This window comes from Streptomyces macrosporus (assembly GCF_039533145.1).
Classification (GTDB): Bacteria; Actinomycetota; Actinomycetes; order Streptomycetales; family Streptomycetaceae; genus Streptomyces; species Streptomyces macrosporus.
Window position 1 is genome coordinate 273,346 of sequence record NZ_BAAASZ010000051.1, and the last position, 26,827, is coordinate 300,172.

The following is a 26,827-nucleotide window of genomic DNA, read 5'->3' on the forward strand; positions in this document are numbered from 1 at the left end:
CGGTTGAACGTTCCAACGATGCCAACACCCCGAGACGAAGGAGCGCGAGGGACCCATGGCGGGAACGGTGACGATGTACAGCACCACCTGGTGTGGCTACTGCCGGCGGCTCAAGAGCCAGATGGACCGCGAGGGGATCGCGTACACCGAGGTCAACATAGAGCAGGACCCGGAGGCCGCGGCCTTCGTCGAGAAGGTCAACAACGGCAACCAGCTCGTCCCGACCGTGCTCTTCCCCGACGGGTCGGCCCTCCCCAACCCGTCGATCGCACAGGTCAAGCAGAAGATCGGCGCCTGATCGGGCGCGTGCCCGATTCCGGGGCGGCTCTCACGGCCGGACGAGGCCGTGGGGCCGCCCCGCGGCGCGTCCGCGGCCGGGCGACGCGCGGCGGGCGTCAGCCCGTCCCGCGGGCCGCCGCCTCGTCGAACGCCTTCCCCGCCGTCTTCTCCGCCGCCTCCTCCAGCGCCCTCTCCATGAGCACCTCGGCGGCGTCGACGGCCGCCGTGAGGGCCTCGGGGGACGCCTCCAGTCCGGCGACGACGCCGTCGACGCCGCGCAGTCCGGCCCGCGCCAGCAGCGTCTTCTCGTTGGTCACCCACTCGCCGCGGGCGGCGAGGACGGCGTGTCCCGCCTGCGCGGCCGCGGTGGCGAGGGCGCCGGCGACCTCGGTGAGCCGGCCGCGCGGCGCGTGGTTGGCCCTGGCGTAGGCCAGGGTGAGGCGTGCGGCGCCCCGCCAGTGCTCGGCGGCCGTCCTCCGCAGCGCCGGCGGGTAGGACGGGCGGGGCAGCTCGCCGCGCAGCACCCGGTTGACGGCCAGTTCGGCGACCACCAGATAGCTCGGAATGCCGGCCAGGTGGAACATCAGGGACTCGTGGTGGAAACGGCCCTGTTCGGCCTCGGCGATCTGGTGTTCCACGACGTCGAGGTCGCGGTAGTGCACGTCGGTCCGGCGGCCGTCGATCGTCAGCCAGGCGCCGCCGTTGAACACCCCTCCGCCCCAGGCGCCGAGTTCGGAGACCTCTCCCGGCCAGCCGATCGCCCGCAGGTCCTCCGGGTCGAACCCGCCCCGGTAGTAGACCGCCAGGTCCCAGTCGCTGTCGGGCCGGTGCGTCCCCTGGGCGCGGGAGCCGCCGAGCGCCACGGCGCGGACGCCGGGGAGCGCGGCGAGCCGGTCGGCCACGTGGTCGAGGAACGTACGGTCGTCCATGAGGCATCCCTTCCGATGGGGTCCGCCCGTGCCGTGCCGGTGTGCGGCGGATCACGTAAGGCCGGGTCGGGTGACCGGACCGCGCCGCCCGCCCCGCACCGCCGCCGTCACGGCAGCGGCTCTCCGTACCACAGCTCGATCAGCCGGGCCGCGATGGAGATGCCGGACGGCGGCAGGACCTCGCCGGAGGCGAACGCGGCGCGCAGCTCCTCGCGCGAGAACCAGCGGGCCTCCTCGATCTCCTCGCCGTCCACCCGGATCTCGGTGGAGGTGGCGCGCGCCACGAAGCCCAGCATCAGGCTGGACGGGAAGGGCCACGGCTGGCTGGCGACGTACTCCACCTCGCCGATCGTGACGCCGACCTCCTCGCCGGCCTCCCGCACGACCGCCTGCTCGATGGACTCCCCCGGCTCCACGAAGCCCGCGAGCGTGGAGAAGCGGCCTCTGGGCCAGTGCACCTGGCGGCCCAGCAGCGCGCGGTCGTCGGCGTCCGTCACCAGCATGATCACGGCGGGGTCGGTGCGCGGGTAGTGCTCGGCCCCGCAGGCCGGACAGCGGCGGATGTGGCCGGCCGCGGCGATGACCGTGCGCTCGCCGCAGCGCGAGCAGAAGCGGTGCATCCGCTGCCAGTTCTCCAGGGCCACCGCGTGCACCATCAGCTGCGCGTCGCGCTCGGAGAGCAGTGCGCCCGCCTCCCGCAGCCCCGCCGGGCGGGCCGCGTCGTCCATCCGGCCCGGCAGCGAGTCCTTCTGGAGCGCGAAGTAGCGCACGCCCTCCTCGTCGATCCCCAGGAAGTAGCGGTGCGCCTCGGTCAGCGGGGCGTCGAAGGAGGGCATGGTCACCAGCTCGGCGCGGCCGTCGTCGGTGTCCTCGACGAGCACCTGTCCGCCGGAGACCACGAAGCAGCGGGTCGTGGGGTGGCTCCAGGCCGCCGCGAGCCACGCCTCGTCCACGCGGTGGTGGGCGGCGCGGTCGATGCCACCGGTGGCGGTGAGCGTGATCGGACGGTGGGCGTCGGTGTGGTCGGGCCAGGTGATCACGGCTGCTTCCAACTTCCCCTGCGGCGTGAGCGGTGGTTCGGGTGCGTGCTGCAGCGGGCCGGTGCCCGGCTGTGGGGAAAGCAGGGTGCCCGCGGACCCCGCGGACGGGGTACCGGCCTGTGGTGTGCGCGCGGACCGCGGTGTCCGCGAGCGGCCGGGGCGGCGCTCATGTCCCCGAGCCTATCCGGCCGTCCCGCCCGTCCCGGAATCGGCCGCCGCCCCCTCCTGGGCACTCGGCTCCCCGCCTTCGACCGATACGCCCTCGTTGCCCCTTTCTTCCTCTTCGAACTTCTCGCTCTTTTCGCTCTTTTCGCGCTTCTCGTCGGCGAGGCTCCCCTCGTCCGGTCCGTGCAGCAGCAGGTGTTCCAGCTCGGCCCGGCCGGGCAGGTGGGCGGGGCGGACCAGTTCGCCGCTGCGCACGTACAGGAAGGCGGCGCGCACGGCCCGGAGCGGCAGCCCGTGCCGTTCGGCCCAGGCGAGGCGGTAGACGGCGAGCTGGAGGGGGTCGGCGGCCTTGGAGTGGCCGGTCTTCCAGTCGACGATCTCGAAGCCCCGGCCGTCCTCGTCCCGGTAGACCGCGTCGATCCGGCCGCGGATCACCCGCCCGGCGAGCACGATCCGGAAGGGCGCCTCGACCCGGTACGGGGTGCGGTGGGCGTAGGGGGTGCGGGCGAACGCCTCCTTGAGCGCGGCCAGGTCCTGCTCGTCGGCGATCTCGGTGGGGGGTCCGCCGCCGTACGCCTCCTCGTCCTCCGCGCCGCCCGGCAGTTCCTCGGGGCCGAGCAGGGGCAGTTCCAGCTCCTCGAAGCGGGACTGCACCCAGGCGTGGAAGCGGGTTCCGCGGCGGGCCGCGGCGGGCCGCGGCGGTTGCGGCATGGGGCGGACCAGGTCCTTCGCGAAGCCCTGGGGGTCGTTGGCGAGGCGTACGAGCTGGGTCGCGGAGAGCGTCGCGGGCAGCGGCACCTCGCGCACTCCCGACCGTGCCCGGCGCAGCTCCGCGGTGAGCGCCTCCAGGTCCCGGTCCCAGGAGGCGACGGTCCGCGCCTCCTCCGGGGTCAGTTCCCGCGGGGCGTCGGTCTCGTCCGCCGGGGCCGTCCGGGGGCGGGGCAGCGTCGGGTCCGTCGGCCGCCCGCCCGTCCCGCCCTCTCCGTCCGGACGGTCCCGCCCGTCCAGGTGGGACACGACCAGGTCGGCGGCGGCGCGGCGGCGTGCCAGGGCGTCCTCGTCCAGCGGCAGGGGCCACACCCGCTCCTCGGCCGCCTCCGCCAGGGCCGGGTTCTCCTCGCCCTCCTCGGGCTCCTCGGCCCAGTGCTCCACCTCGCCGTGCCGCGGGTCGGCCTCGCAGTGCTCGCGCAGGGCCTCCAGGAACGACGAGGGGCCGCGCGGCGTCTTCTGGCTCGGTCCCCACCAGTGGCCCGAGCCGAGCAGCAGGGAGCGGGGCCGGGTGAAGGCGACGTAGCCCAGGCGCAGCTCCTCGGTGTACTGGTGCTCCTTGACCGCCGCGTCGTAGCTCTTCAGGTCCCTGGCCGTCCAGCCCTCCAGCTCCGGCAGGGTGGCCGCGTCGCCGCGCAGGGCGGGCGGCAGCACCTTGGGCCGGGTGAGCCACGAATCGCGGGCCTGCTCGCTGGGGAAGTTCTTCCTCACCAGGCCGGGGACGGCCACCACGTCCCACTCCAGCCCCTTGGACTTGTGCGCGGTGAGCACCTTCACGGTGTTCTCGCCGCCGGGCAGCGAACCGTCCAGACCCTTCTCGTACTCGGCGGCGGCGCGCAGGAAGCCGAGGAAGGCGAGCAGGGTGGACTGCCCGTCCAACGACGCGAATCCGGCCGCGATGTCCAGGAAGGTGCCCAGTGTCTCGCGGCGGCGGGCGGCCAACGCGTGCGGCGAGGCGGAGAGTTCGACCTCCAGGCCGGTGACGGAGAGCACCCGGTGGAGGACGTCCATCAGGGGGTCGGCGAGCGAGCGCCGCAACTCCCGTATCTCGGCGGCCAGTCGGGCGAAGCGCACCCGGGCCTCGGGCGAGAAGGGCAGCGAGTCCTCGTGGCCGGCGGGGTCCAGGAAGGTGTCGAGCGCGTCGGCCAGCGAGATCACCTCGGCCGGGTCCGTGCCCTCCACGGCGGCGGCGAGCCGCTTCTCGACGTCCACCTCCCCGCTCTCGGTGCGCGGCCCGCCGGGCACCAGCAGCCGGGCGCGCCGCCCCAGCAGGGCCAGGTCGCGCGGGCCGATGCGCCAGCGCGGGCCGGTGAGCAGCCGCACCAGGGAGGCGTTGGCGGTGGGGTCCTGGAGGACCTCGCACATGGCGACCAGGTCGGCGATCTCCGGCAGGTGCAGCAGTCCCGACAGGCCGACGACCTCGACCGGGACGTCGCGGGCCACCAGGGCGCCCTGGATCTCGGCGAAGTCGACGGCGGTGCGGCACAGCACGGCGATCCCGCCGGGCGGGGTGCCGGTGTTCACCAGGTGGGCGATGGAGTCGGCCAGCCACGCGATCTCCTCGGCGTGGGTGCGCAGCAGCGCGCAGCGCACCAGGCCGTCGCGCTCGGCGCCGGGGGCCGGGCGCAGCGCCTCCACACCGGCGTGGCGGGCGCGCAGCGGCGCGGCCAGGGTGTTGGCCAGGTGGAGCAGTCGTCCGCCGCTGCGGCGGTTCTCGCTCAGGGCGTACCGGCGGGCGGGGGTGCCGTCGGCGTGGGGGAAGTGCTCGGGGAAGTCGTCGAGGTTGGCCACGGACGCGCCGCGCCAGCCGTAGATCGCCTGGCAGGGGTCGCCGACCGCGGTGACCGCGTGGCCGGTGCCCCTCCCCTCCCCCGACGGGGCCGCCCCCCGGCCGAACAGCCCGGAGAGCAGGACGCGTTGGGCGACGGAGGTGTCCTGGTACTCGTCCAGCAGCACCACGCCGTACTCCTCGCGCAGGATCCGCCCGACCTCGGGGACGTCGCGCGCCAGGCGGGCCGACAGGGCCATCTGGTCGCCGAAGTCGAGCAGTTCGCGTTCGCGTTTGCGCCTGCGGTACTCCTCGACGAGCCCCAGCAGTTCCAGGCGGCCCCGCGCGGTCTCGGGCACCTTGCGCAGGGTGGCGTTGGTGAGCTTCACCTCGCCGCTCTCCAGCAGGGCCAGCAACTCGGTGTCGTACTCCCGCAGCCTCTCGGGTTCCACCAAGTGCTCGGAGAGTTCGGCGTCGAGCGCGAGCAGGTCGCGGACGAGTTCGCCGACGGACTTGGTCAGCGCCGTGAAGGGACCGGGCGCGGTGCGCAGCACCGAGGCGGCGAGCTGGTAGCGCGTGGCGTCGGCCAGCAGGCGGGCCGACGGCTCGATGCCCAGCCGGAGGCCGTGCTCGGTCAACAGCTGTCCGGCGAAGGCGTGGTAGGTGGAGATCCGCGGCTCGCCGGGCGCCTGGTCGGGGTCGGCCGGATCGGGGTCGAGCACCCCGGCCTTGGTCAGGGCCGTGCGGACGCGGTCGGTCAGCTCGCCGGCCGCCTTGTTGGTGAAGGTCAGGCCGAGCACCCGCTCGGGCGCGACCTGTCCGGTGCCCACCAGCCAGACCACGCGGGCGGCCATCACCGTCGTCTTGCCCGAGCCGGCTCCGGCCACGATGACCTGCGGGGCGGGCGGAGCGGTGATGCACTCCAACTGCTCGGCGGTGAAGGGGATGCCGAGCAGCCGCCTGAGGTCGTCGGGGTCGGTGAGCTGTGCGGGCACCCGCAAGACGCTAGCGCTCTCCGCCGACAGCCGTGGCGGCGCACCGGTCGAAGGGGACGGACCGGTTCCGCCGGACGTGGCGGACGCGGCGGCCAACTTCCCTCCCCGGCGGGCGAGTTCGTCCGCGTCGACGGTCGCGCCCGCGTCCGGCCCGCCGCCCCGGTCCGGTCCGTCACGGCCGGTGAGGTCGGTCACACCGGCCGGCGGCGCCCGTCACTCCACCACGTGGCGCCCCTCCGGCCGGGCGCTGCACGCCCCCTTGAAGGAGCAGGTGTCGCAGTGGCGTCCGGGCGAGGGGGTGAACCGCTCGTCCAGGACACGGCCCGCGGCGTCGGCCAGCAGGTCCCCGACCCAGTCGCCGTCGCCGTCGCCGTACGAGGGCAGGGCCCGCTGCCGCTGCACGGCCGGAAACGCGTCGCCGCCCTCCTTCTTCGGCGCGCCGATCCGCAGCTGGACCAGTTCCGCGCCGCCCGGCTCCAGCCGCTCGCCGGTGCCGTCGAGGGCGCCCTCGCGCACCGCGAGCTGGTAGACGGCCAGTTGGGGGTGGTGCTCGACCTCGGCGGCGGTCGGCTTGCTCTTCCCCGTCTTGAAGTCGACGACGTACGCCCGGCCGTCCGGGCCGCGCTCGACGCGGTCCATGGTGCCGCGGATGCGGACCTCGTGCTCGCCCGCCCGGAGCGTCACGTCGAAGCCGTGCTCGGTGGCGACCGTCTCGCGGCCGAGGTCGCGCTCCATGACGTGCCAGCGCAGGAAGCGTTCCAGGGCGGCACGGGCGTTCTCCCTCTCCTGCCGCGACTTCCAGGGCGCCTCGAAGGCGAGCGAGTCCCACACCGAGTCCAGCCGCTCCAGCAGGACGGACAGGTCGGCGGGGGTGCCGCCGGAGGCGACCTCGTCGGCCAGGACGTGCACCACGTTGCCGAACCCCTGGGCGGCGGTGGCGGGCGGCTCGGCCTTCACCTCGCGGCCCAGGAACCACTGGAGGGAGCAGGTGGTCGCGAGCTGGTGCAGGGCACTGCCCGACAGCGTGACCGGCCGGTCCCGGTCGCGCAGCGGCACCGTCGAGCGGGTCGGCTCGTACAGGCCCCACCAGCGGTGCGGGTGCGCGGCGGGGACGAGGGCGTTGCCGTCGTCGTCGCGCAGGGCGGCCAGCTTCGCCAGCCGCTCGGCGGCCGCCTCGCGCAGCGCGGGGGAGGCGTCGGGGTCGACGGTGGTGGCGCGGAGTTCGGCCACCAGCGCGGAGACGGACAGCGGCCGTTTGGGACGGCCGGTGACGTCCCTGGGCTCGACGCCGAGTTCGGTCAGGAAGCGGGAGGGCTGGTCGCCGTCCTCCGCGGCGGCCTTGACGGCGGTGACGACCAGGCGGTCGGCGGCGCGGGTGGCCGCCACGTAGAACAGCCGGCGCTCCTCGGCGAGCATCGCGCCGGGCGTGAGCGGCTCGGCCAGCCCGTCGCGGCCTATGCGGTCGGGTTCCAGCAGGGAGCCGCGGCGCCGCAGGTCGGGCCAGAGCCCCTCCTGCACCCCGGCGACGACCACCAGCCGCCACTGCAGGCCCTTGGAGCGGTGCGCGGTCATCAGCCGCACGGCGTCGGGGCGGAGCGCGCGGGGGGCGATGGTGTCGCCGGCGATGTCCTGGGCGTCCAGCTCCTCCAGGAAGTTGAGGGCGCCGCGTCCGCCGACGCGCTCCTCGGCGCGGGCGGCGGCGGCGAACAGCGCGCAGACGGCGTCCAGGTCGCGGTCGGCGTTGCGGCCGGCGGCGCCGCCGCGCAGCGCGGCCCGCTCCAGTCGGTCCGGCCACGGGGTGCCGCTCCACAGGTCCCACAGCGCCTGTTCGGCCGTGGCGCCGCCGGCCAGCGCCTCGCGCGCCGCGCGCAGCAGCAGTCCGAGCCGCCGGGCGCCGCGCGCGTAGGACGGGTCGTGCGCCACCAGCCGCTCGGGCTCGGCCAGCGCCTCGGCCAGCAGTTCGTCCGAGGGGCGGGGCACGGCGCGGCCCGCGGCCCTCTCCTCCTCGCGCAGCGCGCGGCCCAGGCGGCGCAGGTCGGCGCCGTCCATGCCGCCGAGCGGGGAGGTCAGCAGGGTGAGCGCGGTCTCCACGTCGATCCAGCGCTCGGGCACGTCGGCGCCGGCGGTGTCGGCCGCGGCGGCCTGCGCCGCCACCCGCAGCGCGGTCAGCAGCGGGGCGACGGCGGGCTCCTGGCGCAGCGGGACGTCGTCCCCGTCCAGCTCCACCGGGACGCCGGCCGAGGTCAGCGCGCGCCGCACGGAGGGGAGCGTGCGGTGTCCGGCGCGGACCAGCACGGCCATCTCCCGCCACGGGACGCCCTCCTCCAGGTGGGCGCGGCGCAGCAGGTCGGCGATGTTGTCCAGCTCGGCGCCCGGGGTGGGGTAGGTGAGGACCTCCACCCGGCCGCCCTCCCGCACGGCGATCTGCTCGCGGTGCGCGCGGACGGCCTCGGCGGGCAGCCGGGTGAGCGGCATGCGGCGGGCGATCCGCCGGGTGGCCTCCAGCAGCGCCGAGCCGGAGCGGCGGTTGACGCGCAGCACCTCGACCGGGGCCGGCGTTCCGTCGCGCCGGGGGAAGATCCGCGGGAAGTCGAGGATGCCGTTCACGTCGGACCCGCGGAAGGCGTAGATCGACTGGTCGGGGTCGCCGAAGGCGATCAGGGTGCGACCGTTCCCGGCCAGCGCGCGCAACAGCCGCACCTGCGCCGGGTCGGTGTCCTGGTACTCGTCGACGTAGATCGCGTCGTACCGGGCGGCCAGCCGCGCCCCGACCTCGTCCCGCTCGGCGAGCAGCACCGCGCGGTGCACCAGCTCGGCGTAGTCGAGCACGCCCTGCAGGTCCAGCACGTCGAGGTACTCGGCCATGAAGGCGGCGGCGGCCCGCCAGTCGGGGCGGCCGGCGCGGCGGGCGAAGGCGTCCAGGGCGTCCGGTCCCAGGCCGAGCTCCCGGCTGCGGGCCAGGACCGCCCGCAGCTCGTCGGCGAAGCCGCGGGTGGTCAGGCAGGCGCGCAGCTCGTCGGGCCACCCGGCCCGGCCCCGTCCGGCCCCCTCCAGGTCGGCCTGTCCGGCCAGCAGCTCGCGGATGCGCAGGTCCTGCTCGGGGCCGGACAGCAACCGCAGCGGTTCGGCGAACAGGTCGGCGTCCTGATGGGCGCGGACCAGCGCGTAGCAGTACGAGTGGAACGTCGTCGCCTGGGGTGTGATCCCCCGCGTCCGGGCCGCCATCCGGTCCCTCAGCTCGACCGCCGCCTTGCGGCCGAAGGTCAGCACGAGGATGCGCTCCGGGTCGCCTCCGCGCCGCATCCGCTCGACGACGGACTCCACCAGGGTCGTGGTCTTCCCGGTGCCGGGTCCGGCCAGGACGAGCAGCGGCCCGTCCCGGTGGTCAACCACCGCGCGCTGCCGTGCGTCCAAGGCAGGGAGACGCACCGGACCGGGCGGGGTACGCACCAAACGGTACGTATCGGACTTATGGGAGGAACTCACGTGGATCGCCGGTTCTGGTCGCTGTGCTGGACGGTGCAGACGGTACGCCAGTCGGCACACGAGGCGCAGCTTGTCTCGTTCGTACCCGGTTCGGACGGCTCGCCGGCCATACGGCGAAGCCATGACGGAAGCTGGTACGCGTGAGGAGTCCTGCGCGAGGGGCGTCAGCCGCCGGCCCCGCCGCCGGCCCCGGCGGCGCGGTCGTCCACGTCCTCGTCCACGCCCCTGTTCACGTCCCCGGCCACGTTCCCGTCCCAGCGGGCCCGGCGCATGTCGAGGCGCACGTCCCCCGGGACGCGGCCCGACGCGCCGGCGGTCCCGCGCAGCGGGGTGCCCTCCCGACGGTAGTGCTCCAGGGCCCGCGCCTCGTGGCCGGGCAGCAGCACCCCGTCGGCCCGGACGACGCGCCACCAGGGCACCGCGCCGCCGTAGAGGGCCATCACCCGGCCCACCTGCCGCGGCCCTCCCTCCCCCAGCCACTCGGCGATGTCGCCGTACGTCATCACCCGGCCGGGCGGGATGCCCTCCGCCACGGCCAGCACCCTCTCCGCGTACTCCGGCAGCTCGCCGACGGGCCCGTCCATGGCCGCCATGGTGCCCCATGCCGCCGACAGCCCGCTCCGGTTCGACGTCCGGGCGCGGGGGTACCGGCACGACGGACGGGACGCGAGGACCTCCACGACACGCGCAAAATCCGCCTTCCGTGGAGAAAAGAGACCTCGTGCACCTCTCCGGGCCCCCCTCGTGCCACCATTCCTCCCGGCGGTGACAGGTGATACGAGAGCAAAAAGAGACAGAAGAGCAGGGCGGGCCTCCTCCACGGGAAGAGCCCCGCTCCGATACCGCCGTGCGCCACGCGGGTCACCGGGCGGCCGGCGCGGACGAGTCGGGCCCGGACCACCTGGACGGCGACGAGCCGATCCTCCCCGCCCGGGTGCACCGCCCCTCGGACCTGCTGCGACTGCTGCTGGGCATCCTCGGCATCGCGGTCGTGCTGGTCGTCGCCGCCTTCGCCCACGGCACCACGGCGGGCCTGGAACAGGACATCGACAAGGGCGCGGGCCAGGCTCCGCCGCTGCTGATCAGCTTCGCCGGGTTCGCCTCCAGCGTCGCCGTGCTCATCGTGCCGGTCGCCTTCGCCGTCGAGCGGCTGATCAAACGGGACGGGCTGCGGATCGCCGACGGCGTGCTCGCCGCCGTCCTGGCGCACGGCGTCTCGCTCGCCACCGACCTGTGGGTCGCCGAGCACGCCCCCGCGTCCATCCAGAACGCGCTGACCGAACCGGCCCCGGGCGGGGGGCTCACCGATCCGGTGCACGGCTACCTCGCCCCCGTCATCGCCTACATGACGGCCGTCGGCATGGCCCGCCGCCCCCGCTGGCGCGTCCTGCTGTGGGTGGTGCTGCTGCTGGACGCCTTCGCGGTGCTGGTCGGCGGCTACACCACGCCGTTCTCCATCCTGGTCACCGTGCTGATCGGCTGGACCGTCGCCTACGGCACGCTCTACACGGTCGGCTCCCCCAACGTCCGCCCCACCGCCCAGCAGCTGCTGGGCGGGCTGCGGCGCGTCGGCTTCAAACCGGTCCGGGCGCTGCGCGAGGACTCGCCCGAGGCCGACCGCTCCGAGCAGAACGACCGGGGCCGCCGCTACCTGGTCACCCTGGAGGACGGCCCTCCGCTCGACGTCACCCTCGTGGACCGCGAGCAGCAGGCGCACGGCTTCTACTACCGCGCTTGGCGCCGCTTCGCGCTGCGCGGCATCACCCAGCGCCGCAGCCTCCAGTCGCTGCGCCAGGCCCTGGAGCAGGAGGCCCTGCTGGCGTACGCGGCCATCGCCGCCGGCGCCAACGCCCCCCGGCTCATCGCCACCTCCGAACTCGGCCCCGACGCGGTGATGCTCGTCTACCAGCACATCGACGGGCGCAGCCTGGACACCCTGCCGGACCAGGAGATCACCGACGAGCTGATGCGCGCGGTCTGGCGGCAGGTCCGGGCCCTCCAGTCGCGGCGGATCGCCCACCGGCGGCTGGAGGACGACGCGGTGCTGGTGGATCGTTCCGGCACGGTGTTCCTCACCGACTTCAGCGGCGGCGAGATCGCGGCCGGCGACCTCGTGCTGCGGATGGACGTCGCGCAGATGCTGACCACCTTCGGCCTGCGCGTCGGCGCCGAGCGCTCGGTCGCGGCGGCGGTGGCGGTGCTGGGTCCGGACGCGGTGGCCGACAGCCTCCCGCTGCTCCAGCCGATCGCCCTCAACCGCAACACCCGCGCCACCCTGCGCCGGCTGGCCAAGGAGCGCGCCCAGCGCGAGCGGGAGGCGGCCATCGAGGCGTCCCGCGCCGGCCGGGAGGCGGCCGGCGAGGGGGAGGCCGGGGAGCTGGAGGCCGCCGGCGGCAGGTCGCCGCGGGCGGAGAAGCACGCCGAGCGGGCCGAGAAGCGGGCCGTCTCGGAGGCGCTGGAGGAGGCCCGCGAGGAGGACCTGCTCTCGCAGATCCGCCGGCAGGTGCTGCTGGTGCGCCCGCAGGCGCCGGTCCAGCCCGCCCGCCTGGAGCGGGTCAGGCCGCGCACCGTGGTCAGCTTCGTCGCGGGCGCCCTCGCCGCGTACTTCCTGCTCTCCCAGCTCACCCACGTGGACTTCCGGCAGGTGGTGGGCGGGGCGAACTGGGGCTGGGTGGCCGCCGCGCTGTTCTTCGCCGCGCTGACGTACATCGCCGCGGCGATGAGCCTGCTCGGCTTCGTGCCCGAGAAGGTCCCGTTCGTGCGCACGGTGATCGCCCAGGTGGCGGGCTCCTTCGTCAAGCTGGTCGCGCCCGCGGCGGTCGGCGGCGTCGCGCTCAACACGCGCTTCCTCCAGCGCGCCGGGGTCCGGCCCGGCCACGCGGTCGCCAGCGTCGGCGCGTCCCAGCTCTTCGGCCTGGGCTGCCACATCATCCTGCTGCTCGTCTTCGGCTACCTGACGGGCACCGAGCACACCCCGACCCTCTCCCCGTCCCGCACGGTCATCGCGGGGCTGCTGACGGCGGCCGTGCTGGCCCTGATCGTGGCGGCGGTGCCGGTGCTGCGGAAGTTCGTCGTCGAGCGGGTGCGGGCGCTGTTCGCGGGCGTCGTCCCGCGGATGCTGGACGTCGTCCAGCGCCCCCAGAAGCTGCTCAGCGGCATCGGCGGGATGCTGCTCCTGACGGTCTCGTTCGTGATGTGCCTGGACGTCTCGATCCGGGCCTTCGGCGGCGAGCTGAGCTACGCGAGCATCGCCGTCGTCTTCCTCGCCGGCAACGCGCTGGGCTCCGCCGCGCCCACCCCGGGCGGACTGGGGGCGGTGGAGGCCGCCCTGATCGCGGGCCTGATCGCCTTCGGGCTGGAGAAGGAGATCGCCACCCCGGCGGTCCTGCTCTTCCGGCTGATGACCTTCTGGCTGCCCGTCCTCCCCGGCTGGCTCTCCTTCACCCACCTGACCCGCAGGGAAGCGCTCTGACTCCGAGGAGCCGCGCCGCGGTGCGACCGGCGCCGGGAGCACCGGACCCGTCGGCCCGCACATGCCGGCGCCCATCGACACGCATCGGCGCCCACTGACGCGGATGCCAGGGAAACCGCCGGTATCGCCTTGCTCCTGCCAACCGATACGCCCTACCGTCTTGCACATGCCTTCCTACTCCATGGGTCGGGCGGCGCGGCTGCTCGGGGTCAGCGCCGACACGGTGCGCCGCTGGGCCGACTCCGGACGGCTGCCGACGCGCCGGGACGACCACGGCAAGCGGCTCGTGGAGGGTGCGGACCTCGCCGCCTTCGCCGTCGCGCTCGCCGCGGACGGCGCGAGCGGCGGCGAGGAGGACGAGCCCCGCACCAGCGTCCGCAACGCCTTCCCCGGGATCATCACCGCCGTCACCCTCGGCGACGTCGCCGCCCAGGTCGAGATCCAGGCCGGACCCCACCGGCTGGTCTCCCTCCTCACCCGGGAGGCCGTGGAGGAACTGGGGCTGACGGTCGGCATGGAGGCCGTGGCCCGGGTGAAGGCCACCAACGTGCACGTCGACCGGGTCTGAGGCGGCCCGCCGTGACCTCCGCGCCCCTCGCCCCGCGCCCCCGGCGCCACCGTCTCCGCGTCCGGCTCGCCGCCGTCCTCCTGACCGTCCTCGCCCCGCTGACGGCCGCCTGCGGGGGCGGCGCGCTCGCCGGCCCGGACGACGACGGGCGGACGACCGTGACGGTGCTGGCGGCCTCCTCCCTCACCGACGTCCTCACCGAGGCGGGCGCCGCCTACGAGGAGGAGCACCCCGACGTCCGGCTCCGCTTCTCCTTCGCCGGGTCCCAGGAACTGGCCGCGCAGGTCCGCCAGGGCCTGCCCGCCGACCTGATCGTCACCGCCGACACCGCCACGATGGACGCCCTGCGGAACGAGACCGGCCCCTCCACCGTGATCGCCCGCAACCGGCTCGCCATCGCCACCGCGCCCGGCAACCCCCGGGGCGTCGACTCGCTCGACGACCTCGCCCGCGAGGACGTCTCGGTCGTGCTCGCCGACCCCGAGGTCCCCGCCGGCCGGTACGGGCGGGAGCTCCTGGAACGGTGGGGGGTCACCGTGCGGCCGGTCTCCCTGGAGCCGAGCGTCCGCGCCGTGCTGAGCAAGGTGGCGCTGGGCGAGGCCGACGCGGGGCTGGTGTACGTCACGGACGCCGCCTCGGCCGGGGACGAGGTCCACGCCGTCCCCCTCCCCGACGACCGGAACGTCGCCGTGCGCTACCCCGCCGCACCGCTGGAGGACGCCCCGCACCCGGAGGAGGCCGCCGACGTCATCGCGTGGCTGGGCACCGAACCGGCCCGCCGCGTCCTGCGCGACGCCGGCTTCCTGCTGCCGTGAGCCGACCCGCCGACCGCCGCGGCCCCCGTGCGCGTCCGCCCGTGGCGTTCGTCCTGCCCGCCGCGCTCGCCCTGGTCTTCCTGGCCGTCCCCCTGGCCGGGGTGCTGGCCCACACGCCCTGGCCGGACCTCGTCGGACACCTCTCCTCCCCCGCCGTGGCCCGGGCGCTGGGCCTGTCCCTCCTGGTCTCCGGCTGGGCCCTGCTGCTCTCGTTCGTCCTGGGCGTGCCGCTGGCCTGGCTGCTGGCCCGGGTCCACTTCCCCGGCAAGGCGCTGGTGCGCTCCCTGGTGCTGCTGCCGATGGTGCTGCCGCCGACCGTCGCGGGCGTCGCCCTGCTGCGCGGTTTCGGACGGAACGGGCTGCTGGGCGGGGTGCTGGAGGTGCTCGGGGCGACGCTGCCGTTCTCCACCGCGGGCGCGGTGGTCGCCGCCGCCTTCGTGGCGATGCCGTTCCTGGTGATCAGCCTGGAGGGCGCCCTGAACGGGCTCCCTCCGCGCTACGAGGAGGCCGCCGCCACCATGGGCGCCACCCTCCCCCAGACGCTGCGGTACGTCACCCTGCCCATGGTGATGCCGTCGCTCGCCTCGGGCGCCGCCCTGTGCTGGGCGCGGGCGTTGGGCGAGTTCGGCGCGACGATCACCTTCGCGGGCAATCTCCCGGGGGTCACCCAGACCCTGCCGCTCCAGGTGTACCTGCTCCTCCAACGGGACCCGGCCGCCGCGACCTCGGTCTCCCTGCTGCTGCTCGCCGTGGCGGCGGCCGTCCTGATCGCCCTGCGCGGCCGCTGGCTGGGCCACTCCCGCTGAGCCCCCGCTGAGCCCCCTCGGCACCTCCTCGGCCGCCCTCCGGCACCGGGGACCGGCGGGTGTGTCCGCCGCAGAACCCGCCACAGAACAGGAAGCGGCCCCGGAGAGAGGGTTCTCCGGGGCCGCTTCCGCGTGTTCGCGCGCCCGCTCCGCGGGCCGCCGATCAGTAGACCGGCTTCTCCGGCTCGATCTGGTTGACCCAGCCGATGACGCCGCCGCCCACGTGGACCGCGTCGGCGAAGCCCGCGTTCTTCAGGACCGCGAGCACTTCCGCACTGCGGACACCCGTCTTGCAGTGCAAGACGATCCGCTTGTCCTGCGACAGCTTCTCGAGGGCGTTGCCCATCAGGAACTCGTTCTTCGGGATCAGACGGGCGCCCGGGATGGAGACGATCTCGTACTCGTTGGGCTCGCGAACGTCGATGATGTCGATGTTCTCGCCCTCGTCGATCCACTGCTTGAGCTGCTGCGGGGTGATGGTCGAACCCATCGCCGCCTGCTGGGCCTCGTCGGAGACCACGCCGCAGAACGCCTCGTAGTCGATCAGCTCGGTGACCGTCGGGTTCTTGCCGCAGATCGCGCACTCCGGGTCCTTGCGGACCTTGACCTGGCGGTAGGTCATCTCCAGGGCGTCGTAGATCATCAGGCGGCCGACCAGCGGGTCGCCGACCCCCGCCAGGAGCTTGATCGCCTCGGTGGTCTGGATCGACCCGATGGACGCGCACAGCACGCCCAGTACGCCGCCCTCGGCGCAGCTCGGGACCATGCCGGGCGGCGGGGGCTCGGGGTACAGGCAGCGGTAGCACGGACCGTGCTCGCTCCAGAAGACCGACGCCTGGCCGTCGAAGCGGTAGATCGATCCCCACACGTACGGCTTCTTCAGCAGCACGCAGGCGTCGTTGACCAGGTAGCGGGTGGCGAAGTTGTCGGTGCCGTCCACGATCAGGTCGTACTGGGCGAAGATCTCCATCACGTTGGAGGAGTCCAGCCGCTCCTTGTGGAGGTTGACCTTCACGTACGGGTTGATGCCGAGCACCGTGTCCCGCGCGGACTCGGCCTTGGAACGCCCGATGTCCGCCTGGCTGTGGATGACCTGACGCTGGAGGTTGGACTCGTCGACCTCGTCGAAGTCGATGATGCCGAGGGTGCCCACACCCGCCGCGGCCAGGTACATCAGGGTGGGCGAGCCGAGCCCGCCCGCGCCCACACTCAGCACCTTGGCGTTCTTCAACCGCTTCTGCCCGTCCATCCCGACATCCGGGATGATCAGGTGGCGGGAGTATCTGCGGACTTCGTCGACGGTGAGTTCGGAGGCCGGCTCGACCAGGGGTGGCAGCGACACGGGGACCTCAACAGGGTTGGTCGGTGGACGGTTGTTCCACTCGTAACACTGCCACGCCCGATCTCATTCCGAGACACCCGGTCCGAGCCGCGAGACGATCTCATCCCAGTAACCGGGCATCGCCTCCCAGGGGTCCACGGCCTCCCCGTCGCGCCCCCGGCGTGTACGGTCCGTGAACCACACCGTGCCCGCCCCCTGCCAGCGGGCGATGCGGACCGCCTCCTCCAGATGCGTGCGGGGCACGCCGTGGACCAGGTGGCAGAAGCGATCCGGCGGATGGTCCGCCGTCCACTCCGCCACCTGTGACCAGCGGTAATCCGTCCAGGACCCGGAGAACGTCACGAGCTGGTCGCCCACCTCCGCATAGCCGGGGAAGGGATGCGTGCCGTGGCCGAGGACGAGGTGGGCGCCGTCGCCCAGGGCACGCAGCGTGGTCGCCACCCGGCACACCTCCGGCAGGGCGGCCCGGTCGCCGGGGCAGCGGTCCAGGTAGAAGCCGTCCACCCCGTACCAGTCGAGGAAGCGGTGGGCGTCACAGACCAGCGGCCCGAAGTCGCGGACGCCGTACCGCAGGTCCAGCCGGCCGAGCAGCCGGACCCCGGTCCCGCGCAGGGAGGACGCCGTCGCGACGCAGTACGGGTCCGGGCGCGTGCCCGGGCCGTCCGCCACGTCGAGCACCGCCCAGTGCACCGGCACCCCCGGGCGGGTCAGCGCGGCCCACTCGCCGGGCGCCACCAGGGGGTGCGCGTAGCCGGGGACCCCGACGCCGAGCCGCCCGGGGGCTCCGGCGGCCGGGCGGCGTCTGCCGGAGCTGGTCAGATACGACACGCCGCCTCCATCCAGATGTCCGCCAGCGACTCCTCCAGGCCGATCCGGGGCCGCCACCCGAGCCGGTCGCGCGCGCTGCGGACGTCGGCCTGCTGCCAGGGGCCGCAGCCGTCGGGGTAGGGCGGGGGGAGCTGCGGGCCGCCGCCCGGCGCGTGCGCCTCGTCCGGCTCGTACACCGCCCCGGTGTAACCGGCCACCCGGGCCAGCACGGAGATCACCTCCCGCAGCCGCACCGCGCGTCCGGTGCCGATGTTGACCACCCCCTGGGCGGCCGAGAGCGCGGCGGCGTGCACGGCGCGCGCCACGTCCCGCACGTCCACGAAGTCGCGCTGGACCCCGAGTCCGGCGAGCCTCAGTTCGCCCTCCCCCTGCTGCATCACCCGGCGCATCGCCTCCGCGAGGCGTCCCAGCGGCGAGCCGGTGGGGGTGCCGGGGCCGGTCGGCGAGAAGACGCGCAGCACGATGGCGTCCAGGCCCGAGCCGAGGACGAGCTCGCTGGCGGCGAGCTTGCTGACGCCGTACGGGCTGCCGGGGCGCGGTACGGCGTCCTCGCCGGTCGAGGAGCCGGCCGGGGAGGGCCCGTACTCGGCGGCGCAGCCGAGGTGGACCAGTCGCGCCCCGCAGCCGCTGCGGCGCAGGGACTCGCAGATGGTGGCGGTGGCCACGGTGTTGTGCCGGATCAGTTCCCGGGCGCCGCCGCGGGTGGCCCCCGCGCAGTTGATGACGACGCCGGGGTGCACCGCGTCCAGGAAGCGGGTGAGCGCCCCCGGGCTGCCGGTGGACAGGTCGAAGCGGACGTCGGCGTCGTCGCCCCGGCCGAGCGCGGTGAGCTGGACGGCGGGGTCGGCGAGCAGACGGTCGGCGACGTGGCGGCCGAGGTATCCGTTGGCTCCGATCAGCAGCACTCTCATCGGGCGTCCTCCCGCGCTGGTGCGGTGACGCCTGTGGCGCGCGGAACGGTCATGGGGTGTGCTCCTTCAGGTGGTGCGCGGCGCACGCCGGTTCGTGCGCCGGCGCGGATCGTGGGGGAACGGTCTGCGGAAGCGGGTCACGGCCCGTCCCGGTGGTGGGCGGAGGCGCCCGTGAGGGCCCCGGCGGCGACGGCCGACAGGGCGAGGGCCGCGGCGGCGCAGGCCACGGCGGGCACGACGGCCGGTCCCCAGGCGGCCACCGCCGCCTCGACGGGACGGCCCAGGGGCTCCAGGCCGGGCCGGCGGGCCACCGCCGCGGCGGCGAGGGCCGCGGCCTCCAGGAGGCAGGCCGCCGCGATGCCGCCCGTGGCGGCGGTCGGGAAGCCGTGGGAGGTCAGCAGCACCGCGACGAACAGCAGCGTGCCGAACGCGGTCGCGGCGACGACGGGGGCGCCGATCGCGTCGCCCACGGCACCGCCGTCCCAACCGCCGCTCCAACCACCGCTCCAACCGCCGCCCCGACCGCCGTCCACGGCGACGTGGGCGGCGGTGAGGACGGCGAGCAGGGTCGCGGCGAACACCGCGACGACCACGGCGAACAGCGGACGCGTCCGGGCGGCGAACTCCTCCAGGCTGCGGCCGGCGCGGAGCCGCCGTCGCGCCCCCGCGGCGAACCAGTGGGCGCACCACACGGCGGGCGCGACGGCCACGGCCAGGCCGAGCGGCACCCACCGCTCGGCGAGCGGCGCGACGGCCACGGCCCCGTCGCCCAGCGCCTCGGCCGGCAACCGGTCCCCGACGAGGGCGTGGCCGACCAGCCAGCAGCCGCCCAGCACGGCGGCCCGGGGCGAACGGGCGCCCCACGGGCCCGGGAACAGACGCAGGCACAGCCACGCGGACACCGTCACCGCCAGGAAGCCCGCCGCCAGGAGGGCGGTCCGGACGGCCGGCGGGGCGCCCCCGAGCAGGGCCGGGGCGCTCAGCGTCGCCGCGCACAACCCGCCGGGCAGCAGGGGCCGGAGCGCCACCCGGACCCGTCCCGCCCCCCGCCGGCGGGGCTCCGGGGCCGAGGTGGTCGGGGACGGGGCCGCCGTGGCCGGAGCGGTCGGGGCCGGAGCGATCGAGGCCTCGTCCGCGCGGGGCGTCCTGGCGTACAGCTCCTCGGCGAGGGAGAACACGTCCCGGTGCCGGTAGCGCGCCGCGGTGCGGTCGGTGATCCCGTGCGCCTCCAGGGCCGCGGCGATCTCCAGCGGGTCCACGGCCCGTTCGCACAGTTCCCGGTGCCGGTGCAGCAGGGTGCGCACGGGGTCGGCGGGCCGGTGCGGTCCCGGCGGGCGGCTCATCGGCGCTCCCGCGGTGGACCGGCGGGCGCGCCCACCGGGACCGCCGTGCCGCCGGAGGTCGTGTGGGCCCAGCTCGGGCCGCGGACGGAACGCCCGCCGGGCCCGGCGTCGGCCGCGCCCCGGCCCGTGGTCGACGCCCAGCGACCGGGGAGGTGTGCCTCGGGCGGGTGGGAGAAGGGCCTCGTCCCGGCGAGCGGCTCGTCGGTCTCCGGACGGTGCGAGAGCAGCTCCAGGTAGATGCCGCGGAACGCCGTGAGGTTCTGCTCGGTGGTGAACAGCTCCAGCGCCCGGGCCCGGGCGGCGGCGCCCAGCCGGGCGCGCCGGGCGGGGTCGCCCAGCAGGGCCGTGCAGGCGGCGGCCAGGGCCCGGGGGTTGCGCGGCGGCACCACGAGCCCCGTGCCGCCGATGGCCTCGCACACCGCGCCGACGTCCGTGGAGACCGTGGCCCGCCCGGAGAGCATCGCCTCGACGAGCGGGACCGGGAAGCCCTCCACGACGCTGGAGAGCACGGCGACGTCGGCCGCGGCGTAGGCGTCGGAGAGCCGGGGCACCTCGGGGTCGCCGATCCGCGCGAAGCAGACGGGGTTGTCGCCGACGCCGTGGAGGTCGGCGGCCTCGTCGGGGAAGAGCTGCGCGGCCAGCGCGCGGCAGTGCGCCAGGTACGCCTGCGCCTCCGGGTCCCGTCCGGGCGCCGGGCCCGGACCGTCGGCGCGTTCGGCGATCAGCAGCCGGGCGCCGGGCACGGTCCGGCGGACCTCGGCGAAGGCGTGCAGCAGGCAGACCAGGTCCTTGGCGGGCTCGATCCGCCCGACCCACACCAGCAGCGGCTCCGGCCTCTCCTGGCCGCCGTCCTCCTCGATCCCGGCGAACGGCGAGGCGTCCATCCCCGGGTAGACGGTGCGCAGCCGGTCCCGGTCCGCCCCGCACCGGACCTGCCAGCGCCGGACGTGGGTGTTGCCGGGCGTGATCAGTTCCGCCCGGCGGTACGCCTCGTGCGCCAGACGCGCGTGGAACGAGGCCAGCAGGGCGCGTACGGGCGCGCCCACGGCGTCCGGGGCGACGGCGTGGGCGGCGCTGGTGAGGTAGTGCTCGCGCAGCCGCACTCCGTACTCGGTGACCAGCAGCGGCGTTCCGAAGAGGCGTCGGGCCAGCAGCCCCGGCAGCGCGGCGGGGCCTCCGCCCACCGCGTGGCAGACGTCCACCGCCGCCAGCCCCCTCTCGTCGTACCAGTCCGCCGAGAGGGGGCGCAGCAGACGTTCGAACTGTTCCGTGACGGTGAGCAGGTCGACCGGCGCGGCGGCGCGCACGGCACGGAGCGCGCCGGGGGCGCGGCAGGCGCTCTCCAGCAGACGGACCGCCTGTTCGGAGCGGAGCGCGGCGGGAAGTCCGCCGTGATCGCGGGCGAGGTCGGCGAGTCCGTGGAGCCCGCCGGCGAAACGGTCCGCCTGAGGGGCGGCCCCCTCGTCCCCCGGTTCCGCGCAGACGGCGGCGACCAGTTCCGCGAAGTGCTCGCCGAACCGCCGCCGCGCGCGCCGCCCGTACCCGCCGCGGCGTCCTTCACGGCGTCCGTCGCGGCGTCCGGCGGCCCCGGGGGCCGGGCCCCACAGCGGCGCGGTGCGCACCCGACGGACGTTGTCCGGCAGCGGGGGCCAGGCGCCCTCCCGCTGCCGCTCGCCGCGGCCGAGCGCGTAGACCTCGAACTCGTGGCCCCCCAGCCCGCGCACCAGCCGGTCGCACCACACGACCGAGTCACCACCCGGGTACGGATAACCACCCTCCGTGAGCAGTGCGATGCGCACGTGTTCACCCCCGCTCCATCCTCCAGGCCACCGGTCGTCCCCGTGGCATCGCGGGAAGACGTTATGCGCGGGGAGGGGCGGCACGATGGACGGTTGTCCGTCACACCACCGGAAGGGGTGAACTACCGTGACTTTTGGCACGGTTGAACGTTCGACCGGTTAGTGCGCGGCCTTGTGCGCCCGGCGGTTCCGTGCACCCCGGTTCCGTACGCACCCCGCGGGCACACGTCCGCACGGGCCCGCGCGCGAGTCCGCGGGGCCCGTGCGTCGGGGGCCTACGCGTTCGGGAAGGGCCAGGCGTTGGGGCGGCACGTCGCCCCGTCCGTGGTCAGGTACTTGGTCTGCTGCATCATCACCGGGGCCAGGGCCCCGTCCTCGGGGCAGCCGACGTGGTCCTTGCCCAGCCGGTGGCCCACCTCGTGGTTGATGAGCATCTCCCGGTACTGCCGGATCCTCTCCGGACCGAAGGTCTCCGAACCGCGCGCCCACCGGTAGGCGTTGATCATGACCCGCTCGGTCGCCGCCGAGTCGCACGAGACGTTGTCGACCGTGGTGTCCAGGCCGGACTTGGCGCACCACTCGGCGGTGGTGGCCGGGCTGGCGAGCGTGATCACGAAGTCGGCGTCGTCGTCCCCGGAGACCCGCTCGAAGGCGCGGGCGCCGCCGCGGCTCCAGCTGCGGTCGTCGTTGAGCGTGCGGTGGACCGCCTCGGCGAACAGTTCGCCGTCGAGCGGCAGCCCCTTCTCGACGTCCACCCGGTAGCGGAGGACCGGCCCGGGACCGGGCGCCCGGTCCCGCCCGGGGACGGGGACGAGCTCGCCCGAGCCGTCGGCGTCCGGGGCCAGGTCGTAGAGCCGGTCCATGCGGTCGTCGTACGTGGCGGGGGACTCCTGTCCCGACGGAGGTCGCGAGGGGGTGGGCCGGGCGTCGGAGCGGGAGGAGTCCTGGACGCTCATGCGCTCGCCCTCCCCGCTCGCCCCGGGCCGTTCCTGCACGCCGCCCCGGGAGTCGGCGACCTGTCCGGCCACCACGACGGCGAGCACGGTGGTCACGGCCGCCGCGGCGATCCCGGTGAAGGCGCGGCCCCGACCGCTCCCGTCCTTGCCGGCCTTCCGGCCGTCCCCGGCCCCGTCGCCGCCGTCCCGGTCGCTCCCGTCGTCCGGGGCCGGCGCCGGAGGCACCGGGGCGGTGTCGGTCCGCGGGCCGGCACTGCCGAAGACGTCGTCGTCGAAGGCCTGGACGTACTCCTGCCGCGGCATCCGCCCGACCCCGTGCGCGGCTCCCCGCGGCGGCTCGGCCACGGGTCTCCGCGCGGTGTCCGGGGCGCCCTCGCGCTGCTGGGGCACCCCCCAGCCGCCGCCCGGCTCGCGCTGTTCGGGGTGGCCGCCGCGGACCGGGGGCCACTCGGACGGCGCGTACGGCGCCCCGGCCCCCTCGTACGCCGGCGCGGCACGGCCCCCGGCCGGGGTGTGCACCGGCGCTCCGTGGCGCGGCACGCCGCGCGGCGGGGTCGGCGCCGGATGGGGACGCGGGACCTCCTCCCGGACGACCCGGACGGCGGGCCCGCTCTCCGCGGCCGTGGTCGTCGTCGGCTTGCCGGCCTTCGGCCTGCCTCGGCGGCTGTGACGTCCCACGCCTCGTCAACCCCTGCCCGTGTCGGTGTCTCGCAGCAGCTCCCGGAAGGCGCCCGCCACCGCCTCGGGGTGTTCCATCATCGCGACGTGTCCCGCCTCCGGCAGCGCCAGCAGGCGGGAGTCGCGGAAGGCCACGCTCGCCCTGCGCGCCATGCGGAAGGAGACCAGCTTGTCCCGTCCGCCGTACACCAGCAGCGTCGGCGCCAGCACCCGCTCGGCCTGGCGCCACAGCGCGTGCTGGCCGCCGAGGGTGTAGGCGTTCACGATGCCCCGCGCCGACCGGGCGAGCGAGTCCCAGAAGTACGGCAGCGCCAGCCGGCGTTCGTACTCCGCCACGGCCGCCTCGAAGTCCTCCGGCGACACCGACGTCGGGTCCCCGTAGCACAGGGCGAGGACCTCGCGGGTGCGGCGCTCGGCGGTCCAGCGTCTGGTGAGCCGCCCGTAGAGCGCCACGGCCCCGGGCACCGCCAGCAGGGCGGTGGGGATCGCGCTGCGCTGCGGGCGCAGCTCCGGCAGAGCGGGCGAGACGAGGGTGAGGGTGCGCACCAGGTCGGGGCGGACGGCCGCGACCCGGGTGGCGATCGCCCCGCCCATGGAGTTGCCGAACAGGTGCACCGGTCCGCGCGCGGTCGCGTCGAGGTAGCGGATGACGGCCCGCGCGTGCCCGGAGACCGAGTAGTTGCCGTCGTCGGGGGGCGGCGAGTGGCCGAAGCCGGGCAGGTCGACGGCCTCGCCGTCGACCGTGTCGGCCAGTTCCCGCATCAGCAGGGACCAGTTCTGCGAGGAACCGCCCAGTCCGTGGACGTACAGCGCCGGGGGCAGCCCCGCGCGCGTCGCCGGACGCCCCCGCACCGCCAGCGTCAGACCGGGCAGCGACACGGACCGCAGGGTCTCGCCCTCCCCGGCTCGCCGCGACCGCCCGGTGGGCGGTACCTCGAACGGGGCCGCGGCGTGCGAATCCGACTGCTCGGTCGATGACATGGAGGCAATGTTACGAGACGATCACTGCCGCCCTCACGTGTTCGGGGTCACACCGGTTTCGCTTCCGGACATCACCTCTCCTAGGCTCGTGTGGAACGCCCCCACCGTGGAAAGAGGACCGTCATGCCTGTTGACCCCACCGATCCGGACACCTTCGAGGACGAGGAGACCGAGCAGCCCGCGGCGGAGCGGTTCGGCGTCGAAGCGCCGGTGGCCGACGCCGCCGAGCAGCACACGGACGCGTTCCGCCACCGGGACGTGCCGCTGCTCGGACGCGACCTGCCGGAGGCCAACCCCGCGGACGCCGCCGAGCAGGCCCTCGTGGTCGAACTCGACGAGGACGATTACCGCTAAACCGCTACATCGCACGTTCGAGGCGCGGATTTCTGTGCCCGTCCCGCGCGCGGGAGGTTTACCCAAAAGTACGATGGCGGACGCAGCGCACACCGCGCACGGAGCGACACCGTCCCCGGCCCCGCCCGGGCCCCGTCGGGAGGGTGTCCCCAGGGAAACCCAGGAGGCGAGCGTGACAGCCATCGAGCAGACCGAGGCACGCCCGCGTGGCACACGCCTGCCGCGCCGGGCCCGACGCAACCAGTTGCTCGGTGCGGCGCAGGAGGTGTTCGTCGCCCAGGGCTACCACGCCGCGGCCATGGACGACATCGCCGAGCGCGCGGGTGTCAGCAAGCCGGTGTTGTACCAGCACTTCCCCGGCAAGCTCGACCTCTACCTGGCCCTGCTCGACCAGCACTGCGAGGCGCTGGTCCAGTCGGTGCGCGCGGCGCTCGCCTCGACCAGCGACAACAAGCAGCGGGTCGCGGCGACCATGGACGCGTACTTCAGGTACGTGGAGGACGAGGGCGGGGCCTTCCGCCTCGTCTTCGAGTCCGACCTGACGAACGAGCCCGCCGTCCGCGACCGTGTGGAGAAGGTCAGCGTGGACTGCGCTCGGGCGGTCAGCGAGGTGATCTCCGAGGACACCAGCCTGCCCCCGGACGAGGCGATGCTGCTCGCCATGGGGCTGTGCGGGATGGCGCAGATCACCGCGCGGTACTGGCTGAGCGACGGGCAGAAGATCCCGCGGGACGCCGCGACGAAGCTCATCTCGTCGCTGTCCTGGCGGGGCATCGCGGGCTTCCCGAAGCAGGCGTAGGGCCCGGCCCGGGGGCCGGAACGGAACGACGCGGACGGCGGAACGGGCGGGGCACGGCGGGGAAGACGGTCCCGTCCCCCGGTGTTCGCTGTCGGCGTGCGGTCCCGGGCGGCTCCGTGTCCCGGTGCGGGCTAATGTGGCTGGGTACGGCGCGGCTGGCCGCGCACTCCGCCCCGGCTTCGCCAGGGGGAACAACACACCGTTCGGAGGGACATAGCCGTGGAGGTCAAGATCGGCGTGCAGCACGCGCCCCGCGAGATCGTTCTGGAGAGCGGGCAGACGGCCGAGGAGATCGAGCGCACCGTCGCCGATGCGCTGACCGGCAAGTCGCGGCTGCTCAGCCTGGTGGACGAGCACGGCCGCCGGGTGGTCGTCCCGGCCGACCGGCTGGCCTACGTCGACATCGGCGAGCCGAGCGGCCGCAAGGTGGGCTTCGGAGCGATCTGAGCCGGGAAGGCGGCGCGCGGGACCGGTGAGGATCCCGTGGAGAATCGGAAAAACGGCGACCGGGCGGGAATTCCGTCCGGTCGCCGTTTCGTCCTCCGCCCCCGCGGGGTAGGACCGAGTAGCCCGATGTGCACGCCCCACCGGCTCGCGGGAGGACCTTTTGATCTGGGAAGTGCTCGGTTCCGCGCTCCTCGGCCTCGCAGTCGCCCTCGTCGCCGCCCACCACTTCGCGGACAGGTTCCGCGACCGCTCCCTGGTGCTGGCCACGGGACCGGCCGCGGCCGTCGCCGGCGGCGTGATCACGCACGTGGTCCTGGGTCCGGGGCACCTGCTGCCCGCGCTGGCGGTCGCCGTCCTGGTCGCGACCGCCCTGCTCTCCCTGCTGGTCCGCCCGCGCGGCGGCGCCTCGGCCTCCGGCCGCCCGAGCGTGGGCGCGGTCTGAGCCGGGCGGTCGCGACCGCTCCGGTCGGGTCCGGTCAGGCCGCCAGCCCCAGCGCGGCCATGCGCTTGGTGTGGGCCTCGGTGATCCGGGAGAACATCCGGCCCACCTCCGCGAGGTCGAAGCCCGCCGCGACCCCGCCGACCAGCATCGTCGACAGCGCGTCGCGCTCCGCGACCACCCGCTGGGCCTGCGAGAGCGCCTCGCCCATCAGCCGGCGGGCCCACAGGGCGAGCCTGCCGGCGACGCGGGGGTCGGCCTCGATGGCCGCGCGCACCTTCTCCACCGCGAAGCCCGAGCGCCCGGTGTCGTCCAGCACCGCCAGCACCAGGGCCCGGGTGTCGGAGTCCAGGCGGACGGCGACCTCGCGGTAGAAGTCCGAGGCGATCGAGTCGCCGACGTACGCCTTGATCAGGCCCTCCAGCCAGTCCGACGGCGCGGTCAGCCGGTGGAACTCGTCCAGTGCCGCGGCGAACGGCTCCATCGCCGCCGTCGGGTCCTCGTCGATCTCCGACAGCCGGTTCCGCAGCCGTTCGAAGTGCTGGAACTCCGCCGACGCCATGGAGGCCAGCTCCGCCTTGTCCTCGAGGGTCGGCGCCAGTTTGGCGTCCTCCGCGAGCCGTTCGAACGCGGCCAGCTCGCCGTAGGCCAGCACGCCCAGCAGGTCCACGACGGCCGCCCGGTACTGCGGGTCGGCGGAGGCACGGGCCCAGTCCTGGGCGGCGATGTCCCTGGGGCCCTCGGGTTCGGCGGGGGATGTGTCAGACGTCTCCATGCTGCGCACAATAGCCCGCCCGACCTGCCCGGGAGCCCTCCAGGGCGGTCCGCGCCGGGCCCTCGGCACGCCGTCGGCCGGTGA

General features: G+C 75.1%; 22 protein-coding genes. 9 read left to right on the forward strand and 13 right to left on the reverse strand.

What is annotated here, in order from left to right; all coding sequences use genetic code 11:
• Positions 1–55: 55 nt before the first annotated feature.
• The gene (locus ABD335_RS28900; protein ID WP_344328782.1) at positions 56–298 is read left to right on the forward strand and encodes a mycoredoxin; all 243 of its coding nucleotides are present in this window, start codon (positions 56–58) and stop codon (positions 296–298) included.
• A 97-nt stretch (positions 299–395) separates the two neighbouring features.
• Here ABD335_RS28900 and ABD335_RS28905 read toward each other — a convergent pair whose 3' ends face one another.
• The 5 genes from ABD335_RS28905 to ABD335_RS28925 form a co-directional block, all read right to left on the reverse strand.
• Entirely contained in the window at positions 396–1,208 is an 813-nt protein-coding gene (locus ABD335_RS28905; RefSeq protein WP_344328783.1) for a nucleotidyltransferase domain-containing protein, read from the reverse strand.
• A 107-nt stretch (positions 1,209–1,315) separates the two neighbouring features.
• On the reverse strand, positions 1,316–2,248 hold the full coding sequence (gene nudC, locus ABD335_RS28910) for an NAD(+) diphosphatase (RefSeq protein WP_344328784.1): 933 nt from the start codon (positions 2,246–2,248) through the stop codon (positions 1,316–1,318).
• Between the two features lie 180 nt (positions 2,249–2,428).
• Entirely contained in the window at positions 2,429–5,944 is a 3,516-nt protein-coding gene (locus tag ABD335_RS28915; RefSeq protein WP_344328787.1) for an ATP-dependent helicase, read from the reverse strand.
• A gap of 213 nt (positions 5,945–6,157) precedes the next feature.
• A complete protein-coding gene (locus tag ABD335_RS28920; RefSeq protein ID WP_425583772.1) occupies positions 6,158–9,430 on the reverse strand; it encodes an ATP-dependent helicase in 3,273 nt (1,090 codons plus the stop codon).
• A gap of 164 nt (positions 9,431–9,594) precedes the next feature.
• On the reverse strand, positions 9,595–10,023 hold the full coding sequence (locus ABD335_RS28925; RefSeq protein ID WP_425583773.1) for an MGMT family protein: 429 nt from the start codon (positions 10,021–10,023) through the stop codon (positions 9,595–9,597).
• Positions 10,024–10,277: 254 nt separating this feature from the next.
• On the opposite strand from ABD335_RS28925, the gene ABD335_RS28930 reads away from it, so the two are divergent.
• From ABD335_RS28930 to ABD335_RS28945, 4 genes are all read left to right on the forward strand, one after another.
• Positions 10,278–12,902 carry a flippase-like domain-containing protein gene (locus ABD335_RS28930; protein ID WP_344328792.1) on the forward strand — a complete coding sequence of 875 codons (2,625 nt, stop codon included), beginning with the start codon at positions 10,278–10,280 and terminating at the stop codon, positions 12,900–12,902.
• 166 nt (positions 12,903–13,068) lie between these two features.
• Entirely contained in the window at positions 13,069–13,470 is a 402-nt protein-coding gene (locus ABD335_RS28935) for a TOBE domain-containing protein (RefSeq protein WP_344328794.1), read from the forward strand.
• A gap of 11 nt (positions 13,471–13,481) precedes the next feature.
• Complete coding sequence (modA, locus tag ABD335_RS28940) at positions 13,482–14,285, forward strand: molybdate ABC transporter substrate-binding protein (protein ID WP_344328797.1); 804 nt, start codon at positions 13,482–13,484, stop codon at positions 14,283–14,285.
• Positions 14,282–15,091, forward strand: coding sequence for an ABC transporter permease (locus ABD335_RS28945; protein ID WP_425583774.1), 810 nt, complete (start codon positions 14,282–14,284; stop codon positions 15,089–15,091). Before modA ends, ABD335_RS28945 begins: the two co-directional genes overlap by 4 nt.
• Positions 15,092–15,254: 163 nt before the next feature.
• On the opposite strand, the gene moeZ is transcribed toward ABD335_RS28945, so the two are convergent.
• From moeZ to ABD335_RS28980, 7 genes are all read right to left on the reverse strand, one after another.
• Positions 15,255–16,433, reverse strand: a complete 1,179-nt coding sequence (gene moeZ / locus ABD335_RS28950) for an adenylyltransferase/sulfurtransferase MoeZ (RefSeq protein ID WP_344328798.1) — start codon at positions 16,431–16,433, stop codon at positions 15,255–15,257.
• Between the two features lie 63 nt (positions 16,434–16,496).
• The gene (locus tag ABD335_RS28955) at positions 16,497–17,261 is read right to left on the reverse strand and encodes a spherulation-specific family 4 protein (protein ID WP_344328800.1); all 765 of its coding nucleotides are present in this window, start codon (positions 17,259–17,261) and stop codon (positions 16,497–16,499) included.
• Entirely contained in the window at positions 17,249–18,172 is a 924-nt protein-coding gene (locus ABD335_RS28960; protein ID WP_344328801.1) for an NAD-dependent epimerase/dehydratase family protein, read from the reverse strand. The genes ABD335_RS28955 and ABD335_RS28960 overlap by 13 nt, the downstream gene beginning before the upstream one ends.
• Positions 18,173–18,309: 137 nt before the next feature.
• Positions 18,310–19,515: a hypothetical protein gene (locus ABD335_RS28965; RefSeq protein WP_344328802.1), complete on the reverse strand. Its 1,206-nt coding sequence runs from the start codon at positions 19,513–19,515 to the stop codon at positions 18,310–18,312.
• Positions 19,512–21,314, reverse strand: coding sequence for a DUF3492 domain-containing protein (locus ABD335_RS28970; RefSeq protein WP_344328805.1), 1,803 nt, complete (start codon positions 21,312–21,314; stop codon positions 19,512–19,514). Before ABD335_RS28970 ends, ABD335_RS28965 begins: the two co-directional genes overlap by 4 nt.
• Positions 21,315–21,589: 275 nt before the next feature.
• The gene (locus tag ABD335_RS28975; RefSeq protein WP_344328806.1) at positions 21,590–22,948 is read right to left on the reverse strand and encodes a DUF3152 domain-containing protein; all 1,359 of its coding nucleotides are present in this window, start codon (positions 22,946–22,948) and stop codon (positions 21,590–21,592) included.
• 6 nt (positions 22,949–22,954) lie between these two features.
• Positions 22,955–23,929, reverse strand: coding sequence for an alpha/beta fold hydrolase (locus ABD335_RS28980; RefSeq protein WP_344328807.1), 975 nt, complete (start codon positions 23,927–23,929; stop codon positions 22,955–22,957).
• A 123-nt stretch (positions 23,930–24,052) separates the two neighbouring features.
• Here ABD335_RS28980 and ABD335_RS28985 point away from each other — a divergent pair, with 123 nt between their 5' ends.
• From ABD335_RS28985 to ABD335_RS29000, 4 genes are all read left to right on the forward strand, one after another.
• Positions 24,053–24,283 carry a hypothetical protein gene (locus ABD335_RS28985; protein ID WP_344328809.1) on the forward strand — a complete coding sequence of 77 codons (231 nt, stop codon included), beginning with the start codon at positions 24,053–24,055 and terminating at the stop codon, positions 24,281–24,283.
• Between the two features lie 172 nt (positions 24,284–24,455).
• Positions 24,456–25,082, forward strand: coding sequence for a TetR/AcrR family transcriptional regulator (locus ABD335_RS28990; RefSeq protein ID WP_344328810.1), 627 nt, complete (start codon positions 24,456–24,458; stop codon positions 25,080–25,082).
• Between the two features lie 219 nt (positions 25,083–25,301).
• Positions 25,302–25,529 carry a DUF3107 domain-containing protein gene (locus tag ABD335_RS28995; protein ID WP_344328811.1) on the forward strand — a complete coding sequence of 76 codons (228 nt, stop codon included), beginning with the start codon at positions 25,302–25,304 and terminating at the stop codon, positions 25,527–25,529.
• A 160-nt stretch (positions 25,530–25,689) separates the two neighbouring features.
• Positions 25,690–25,971, forward strand: coding sequence for a hypothetical protein (locus ABD335_RS29000; RefSeq protein ID WP_344328814.1), 282 nt, complete (start codon positions 25,690–25,692; stop codon positions 25,969–25,971).
• Between the two features lie 34 nt (positions 25,972–26,005).
• On the opposite strand, the gene ABD335_RS29005 is transcribed toward ABD335_RS29000, so the two are convergent.
• Positions 26,006–26,743 carry a ferritin-like fold-containing protein gene (locus tag ABD335_RS29005; protein WP_344328815.1) on the reverse strand — a complete coding sequence of 246 codons (738 nt, stop codon included), beginning with the start codon at positions 26,741–26,743 and terminating at the stop codon, positions 26,006–26,008.
• Positions 26,744–26,827: the final 84 nt, after the last annotated feature.